This window comes from Zavarzinia sp. (assembly GCF_049306435.1).
Lineage (GTDB): Bacteria > Pseudomonadota > Alphaproteobacteria > Zavarziniales > Zavarziniaceae > Zavarzinia.
In genome coordinates, this window is sequence record NZ_JBAQRT010000011.1 from 23,313 (window position 1) to 29,580 (window position 6,268).

The window sequence follows — 6,268 nt, forward strand, 5'->3', positions numbered from 1 at the left end:
CGAAACTCTCCCTGTGGAAGTTTGTGGCCGCCGGCCGCCGTCACGGGAGAGTTCGCCATGCTGATCCGGATCCGCAAACCCTGGGACCAGGTGCGCGAAGCCGACGCGACGCCCGAGAGTGTCTTTCTCGACCGTCGGCGCCTGATGAAAATGGCGGGTCTTGGCACCATCGCCCTGCTCGCCGGCTGCGATGGCGACAGCAACCCGGCCAAGGCCGAGAGCGGCGGTGCGTCGGTCCCGGATCCTTCGGCCCCGCTCTATCCTGCCCGCCGCAACGATGCCTTCATTCTCGACCGGCCCCAGACCGACGAACAATGGGCCTCCACCTACAATAATTTCTACGAATTCGGCACTCACAAGCAGATCTGGGCCAATGCCGACAAGCTGCCGATCCGCCCCTGGACCGTGGTGATCGACGGCATGGTGGCGAAGCCCGCGTCCTGGGCGATCGATGACCTGCTTGGCCGCTTCACGCTGGAAGAGCGGCTGTATCGCCACCGCTGCGTCGAAGCCTGGTCGATGGCGGTGCCCTGGACCGGCTTTCCCTTACGCGCGCTGCTGGCCCTGGCCGAGCCTTTGTCGGCGGCGAAATACATCCGCTTCGAGACCTTCAACGATCCCAAGATCGCCAGCGGCCAGCGCCAGAATTCCTTCTACCCCTGGCCCTATGTCGAGGGCCTGACCATGGAGGAGGCGGCGAATGATCTCGCCTTCATGGTCACGGGTGTCTACGGCAAGCCGGCGGCACCGCAGTTCGGGGCGCCGCTGCGCCTGGCCCTGCCGTGGAAATACGGTTTCAAGTCGATCAAGTCGATCGTCCGCATCACCTTCACCGATCAGCGTCCGGAAACCTTCTGGCAGTCGCTGGGGCCGGACGAATATGGCTTCTGGGCCAATGTGAATCCGCAGGTGCCGCATCCGCGCTGGTCGCAGGCGTTCGAGCGCGTGCTCGGCACCGACGAGCGGCGGCCGACCCTGCTGTTCAATGGCTATGGCGAGCAGGTGGCCAGCCTCTACAAGGGGCTGGAGCACGAGGCGCTCTACATGTGATCAGGCCGAAAGCAGCTTCTGCAGGCCGCGCGGCGTCAGCGCGACGCGGTCATAGGCCGACTGGGTGTCGACAAGCCCGCGCTGGCGACCACGACGGATCACGGCGTCCAGCTCGAAGCCGGTGATGCCCAGGGCAAGGCGGCAGGCGTTGCGCTCGATAAGGCCGTATTCGGTGCCTTGGGGCGGGTAGCGCAGCACCGACAGCAGACGCATCAGCATCTGGTCCTCCGCCAAGGGCCGATAGGCTTGCGTGGCGGGGAAGGCGGGGGAATACATCGTCATGCGTTCTCTCCCTGGGCGGGCCGCGGCATCGGTCCGGGCGCGGCGGGTTGCGGAACACTGAGGCGCAATCGCGCGGCGATATCACCGGCCATGGCGACACTTTCCTTCAGCAGGCGGGCGATTTCATTGGCCACCACGAAATCGTCCTGGTCCAGCTGGTGCTCCAGATACTGCTGGTTCGCCGTCATCATCGTGTCGAGCACGCTCGCCTGGATTTCACGGCGCATGGTTTCGATCTGAAGCAGGGTCAGGGCGACGGCGGCGCCGGCATCGGGCTTCATCTCGGGTACACCTCCACTTGGTCATGCGGGCACGGCTCGGCGCCCCGGTGACATTCAGAATGGCGGCAAATGCCCCTGAATAGCGATGAAAAGTGGTTCCAAATCGGATGAATATGCGTTTCGGGTGTATTTCCCTGACGTGAAAAAGCACGCTGGAACAAAGGGTTGTCTGAACGACGCGGTTTAATACCGCCAAATTGGACGGAAAAACTGAGTCCGCCCAAAGCAGAAGGCAAAAAAAAGCCGGGCCCAAAGGCCCGGCAAGTCTTACAGGGAGGCTTCACGTCAAAAGATCGTGAAGTTGGTCGGGGGAATGGGGGGCAAACCACCCGACCGAATACCGGCCCGGGGGAGGAGTGGGGCGGGTATTCAAAGCCACCGCAAGCGGCGGCGTCGAAGTGATAAATAATCCCGCGACCGCTCAGTCACCATTGCTATTGCGAGCAGCGGCTGTTGCAATTTTTGCATGGAATGAAAACGCAGGGAAAATCCCTGCGTTTTCAATCTTGTGACAGTTTTGTCGGTATGTTGCGGTGCGGAATGGGGCTCAGAAGCCCCATTCGGCGACCTTGCGCAGCATGAAGTCGCGGAACACGGCGATACGCTTGGTGTCACGCAATTCCTCGGGGTAGACGAAATAGGTATCGAAGGTCGGCCCGGCGCTGTCGGGCAGGACCTGGGTCAGCCTGGTGTTGCCGCGCGCGACATAGTCGGGCAGGGCGGCGATGCCGAGGCCGGATTCCACCGCCAGCATCAGGGCATAGATGTTGTTGACCGTGAACACCGGCTTGCGCGGGCGCTGCGGATCGGTCGCCTTGGCCAGCAGCCAGTTCACATCGGCCAGCGGCTGGGGCACGGCGGCGCCATAGGCGAGGATGGCGTGATTGTCGAGATCGTCGATATTCTTCGGCGCCCCGAAGCGCTTCAGATAGCTCGGCGCGGCATAGAGGTGATTGGTCACCTGCACCAGCCGGCGCTGCACCAGATCGGCCTGGACGGGCGCGCGGAAGCGGATGGCGATATCCGCCTCGCGCATGCCGAGGTCCAGTTCGTCGTCATCGAGGATCAGGTGGACGCGGATATCGGGATAGAGATCCGAGAATTCCTTGATCCGCGGCGTCAGCCACAACATGCCGAAGCTGACGGTGGTGGTCACCCGCAGCTCGCCCCGGGGCTTGTCCTTGGTGTCGGCCAGCATGGCTTCCGCCATGGCCAGCTTGGCAAAGACGTCATGGGCGGTGCGGAACAGCAATTCGCCCTGTTCCGTCAGGATGAGGCCGCGGGCATGGCGGTGGAACAGCGAGACCTTGAGGCTTTCCTCGAGGGCGCTGATCTGGCGGCTGACCGCCGATTGCGAGAGGTTCAGCACTTCGCCCGCATGGGTGAAACTGCCAGCCTCGGCAACGGCGTGGAAAATCCGCAGCTTGTCCCAGTCCATCATCGCGCGCCCCCCAATTCACGCACGCTTTTCTGCGCACGCATCGCCGTGTTATTCGGCAGCCGCAGCCTGTTCGCTCTCATGCTGGCCCAGGAAGCGTTCCGCCTCCAGCGCCGCCATGCATCCCATGCCGGCGGCGGTGACCGCCTGGCGGAAGACATGGTCCTTCACGTCGCCGGCGGCGAAGACGCCGGGGATGCTGGTCGCCGTCGAATCGGGCGCGGTCAGCAGATAGCCGGAATCGTCCATCGGCAGCTTGCCCTTGAACAATTCGGTCGCCGGCGCATGGCCGATGGCGACGAAGAAACCGTCGGTCTCCAGTTCGCTGATCGCGCCCGTCTCCAGATTCTTCAGCCTCACGCCGGTCACGCCGGGCGGATCTTCGCCACCCAGGATTTCCTCGACCGCGCTGTTCCAGATCACGTCCACCTTGGGGTGGGCGAGCAGGCGGCGCTGGTTGGTCTTGTCGGCGCGAAGCTCGCCCCGCCGATGCACCAGCGTGACCCTGGAGGCATGATTGGTGAGGTAGAGCGCTTCCTCGACCGCGGTATTGCCGCCGCCGACGACGATGACCTTCTTGCCGCGATAGAAGAAGCCGTCGCAGGTCGCGCAGGCGGAAACGCCGAAGCCCTGGTATTTCTGTTCCGAGGGCAGGCCCAGCCATTTGGCACTGGCGCCCGTCGCGATGATCACCGTGTCGGCGGTATATTCGGTGCCCGAATCGCCTTTCAGGGTGAAGGGACGGCGGCTGAAATCGACCTCGGTCACGATGTCGTCGATGATGGTGGTGCCGACGTGGCGGGCCTGAGCCTCCATCTGCTCCATCAGCCAAGGGCCCTGGATCGCCTCGGCGAAGCCGGGGTAATTCTCGACCTCGGTGGTGATGGTCAGCTGGCCGCCGGGCGTCAGGCCGCGCACCATGACGGGATCGAGGCAGGCCCGGGCCGCGTAGATGGCCGCGGTGCAGCCCGCGGGTCCGGAGCCGATGATCAGCACCCTGGCGTGGCGACGCTCCGTCATTCCCGACAACTCCACCTTTGTTCTGTTCCGTCGCCCCGCGGGGCAACGAGAATCCGTTGAGAGAATCGCCTATATGGGTTCCCTGTAGATCACCATGTTATGCGCTGGGGGCATGGCCCGCCAAGAGGCGGCGCGCGGCTTTCCGCATGAACCTTGACGGCGGACGAAACTGGCGTCTAATCCCCCGCTTGCCGATGTTGCGTCGGCATTTTGCATCTTGTCGTGAAATTTTCTTTCGTATCGCTGGGCACGGCCTGATAATGCGCCGCCACAGGGGGAGCGCATGACCAAGGTAAAGCTTGACGAAATCGACCTGCAGATTCTGGCACATCTGCAAACCGATGGCCGCATGACCAACGTCGATCTTGCGCGGCAGGTCGGGATTTCGGCACCACCCTGTCTGCGCCGGGTCAGGGCTCTCGAGGAATCGGGTTTCATCCGGGGCTATCACGCCGAGGTGGATGCCGAATCGCTGGGCTTCGAAGTCACGGTCTTCGCCATGGTCGGCCTCGCCTCCCAGGCCGAAGCCGATCTCGTCGCCTTCGAGGAGAGGGTGCGGGCCATGCCGCTCGTCCGCGAATGCTGGATGCTGAACGGCGAAATCGACTTCATCCTGAAGATCGTCGCCCGCGACCTGGCCGAATTCCAGTCGTTCCTGACCCGGGAACTGACCCCGGCGCCCAATGTCGCCAGCGTGAAGACCAGTTTCACCATCCGCAACGGCAAGCATGAACCGGGCGTGCCTTTCGGTTTGCCGCCCCGGGCGCCTCGCGCCCGGTAGGACGCTCGGCCGCTTCAGGCCAGCGGCGCGCAGGCGGCGATCAGGAAAGCGCGGTCTTCCGTCGGCAGCAATGCCGTGAGGGTCGACTGCACCCGCGCGTGATAGGCATCGACCAGCGCGATTTCCGCCGCTGACAGCAGGGCGACATCGATCAGCCGGCGGTCGTAGGGCACCTGGGTCAGGGTCTCGAAGCCCAGCATCTCGCGCTCGGCGCCGACCGGGGCCGGCAATTCGGTGACGGTCACCAGATTCTCGATGCGGATGCCATAGGCTCCGGTCTTGTAATAGCCGGGCTCGTTCGAGACGATCATGCCCGGGCGCAGGGCGACGCTGTTGGGCATCTTCGAGATGCGCTGCGGCCCCTCGTGAACGCAGAGGAAGGCGCCGACGCCGTGGCCCGTGCCATGGTCGTAGTCGAGGCCGGCCATCCATAACGGCAACCGCGCCAGCACGTCGAGCTGGCTGCCCGAGGTGCCGACCGGAAACCGCGCCGCGCCCAGCGCCAGATGACCCTTGAGGACCAGTGTGTAACGGTTTCGGTGTTCCGGGCTCGGCGTGCCGATGGCGATCGTCCTTGTGACGTCGGTGGTGCCGTCCGGATATTGCGCACCGGAATCGAGCAGCAGCAGATTGCCCTTCTCCAGCACGCGGCTGGTCTCTTCGGTTGCGCGGTAATGGACGATGGCGCCATTGGGGCCGAAACCGGCGATGGTGTCGAAGCTGGGGCCGCGGAACCAGGCATGGGCCGCGCGCGCCGCTTCCAGCCGGGCGACGACGGCGAGTTCGTCGAGCGTCTCGCCGGCTTCGACCGCCTGTTGCAAGCCGTGCAGGAAATGGACGATGGCGGCGCCGTCGCGGACATGGGCGCTGCGGGTGCCGGCGATCTCGACCGGGTTCTTGATCGCCCTCGGCAGGGCACAGGGATCGAGGCCGGGCAGGGGCGTGCCGCCGGCCGCCGCGATCCGCGCCGACAGCCAGACCCCGGCCGTCGCCGCATCGAGGCGGACTTTCGCGCCTGCGGCGCCGAGGGCATCGAGCGCGGGGCCGAGCTCGTCCGGCGCCGCAATCGTCACCCGGTTGCCGAGGTGGCGGCGCACCTCGTCGGTCAGTTTGGCCGGATCGACGAAAAGCCGGACATGACCCTCGCCGCCCGCCTCGAGGAGGGCGAAGCCGAGGGACAGCGGATTGTTGGGCACATCCTGCCCCCGGACGTTCAGCAGCCAGGCGAGGCCATCGGGCGCGCTGATCACCGCCGCGTCCAGCCCCTCGGCGGCAAGGCCCTTCGCGAGGCGGGCGATCTTGTCCTCGTGGCTTTCGCCGGCGAAGCCGAGGGCATGGGGCTTCATCGGCGACAGCGGCGTGGGCGGCCGGTCGGTCCAGACCGCGTCGACCGGATTGCTCGCGACCGCGACCAGA

General features: G+C 65.1%; 7 protein-coding genes. 2 read left to right on the top strand and 5 right to left on the bottom strand.

The window, feature by feature from the left end:
- Positions 1–57 precede the first annotated feature (57 nt).
- Positions 58–1,050 (top strand): protein-methionine-sulfoxide reductase catalytic subunit MsrP, encoded by a 993-nt coding sequence (msrP, locus tag WAZ62_RS00795; protein WP_422641629.1) that lies wholly within the window; start codon positions 58–60, stop codon positions 1,048–1,050.
- Here msrP and WAZ62_RS00800 read toward each other — a convergent pair whose 3' ends face one another.
- The 4 genes from WAZ62_RS00800 to trxB form a co-directional block, all read right to left on the bottom strand.
- Positions 1,051–1,332: a hypothetical protein gene (locus WAZ62_RS00800; RefSeq protein WP_422641630.1), complete on the bottom strand. Its 282-nt coding sequence runs from the start codon at positions 1,330–1,332 to the stop codon at positions 1,051–1,053.
- Positions 1,329–1,613 carry a hypothetical protein gene (locus WAZ62_RS00805; protein ID WP_422641631.1) on the bottom strand — a complete coding sequence of 95 codons (285 nt, stop codon included), beginning with the start codon at positions 1,611–1,613 and terminating at the stop codon, positions 1,329–1,331. Before WAZ62_RS00805 ends, WAZ62_RS00800 begins: the two co-directional genes overlap by 4 nt.
- A gap of 547 nt (positions 1,614–2,160) precedes the next feature.
- On the bottom strand, positions 2,161–3,051 hold the full coding sequence (locus WAZ62_RS00810; protein ID WP_422641636.1) for a LysR family transcriptional regulator: 891 nt from the start codon (positions 3,049–3,051) through the stop codon (positions 2,161–2,163).
- A 51-nt stretch (positions 3,052–3,102) separates the two neighbouring features.
- Complete coding sequence (gene trxB / locus WAZ62_RS00815; RefSeq protein ID WP_422641632.1) at positions 3,103–4,071, bottom strand: thioredoxin-disulfide reductase; 969 nt, start codon at positions 4,069–4,071, stop codon at positions 3,103–3,105.
- A gap of 283 nt (positions 4,072–4,354) precedes the next feature.
- On the opposite strand from trxB, the gene WAZ62_RS00820 reads away from it, so the two are divergent.
- Positions 4,355–4,852 carry an Lrp/AsnC family transcriptional regulator gene (locus WAZ62_RS00820; protein ID WP_422641633.1) on the top strand — a complete coding sequence of 166 codons (498 nt, stop codon included), beginning with the start codon at positions 4,355–4,357 and terminating at the stop codon, positions 4,850–4,852.
- Between the two features lie 14 nt (positions 4,853–4,866).
- Here WAZ62_RS00820 and WAZ62_RS00825 read toward each other — a convergent pair.
- Positions 4,867–6,268, bottom strand: a 1,402-nt coding sequence (locus WAZ62_RS00825; protein WP_422641634.1) for an aminopeptidase family protein P, incomplete at its 5' end; no start/stop codon positions are given.

Coding starts and splice junctions, on each gene's coding strand:
- trxB (WP_422641632.1), bottom strand. CDS start 4,071: ATGACGGAGCGTCGCCACGCCAGGGTGCTGATCATCGGCTCCGGACCC.
- WAZ62_RS00800 (WP_422641630.1), bottom strand. CDS start 1,332: ATGACGATGTATTCCCCCGCCTTCCCCGCCACGCAAGCCTATCGGCCC.
- WAZ62_RS00810 (WP_422641636.1), bottom strand. CDS start 3,051: ATGGACTGGGACAAGCTGCGGATTTTCCACGCCGTTGCCGAGGCTGGC.
- WAZ62_RS00805 (WP_422641631.1), bottom strand. CDS start 1,613: ATGAAGCCCGATGCCGGCGCCGCCGTCGCCCTGACCCTGCTTCAGATC.
- msrP (WP_422641629.1), top strand. CDS start 58: ATGCTGATCCGGATCCGCAAACCCTGGGACCAGGTGCGCGAAGCCGAC.
- WAZ62_RS00820 (WP_422641633.1), top strand. CDS start 4,355: ATGACCAAGGTAAAGCTTGACGAAATCGACCTGCAGATTCTGGCACAT.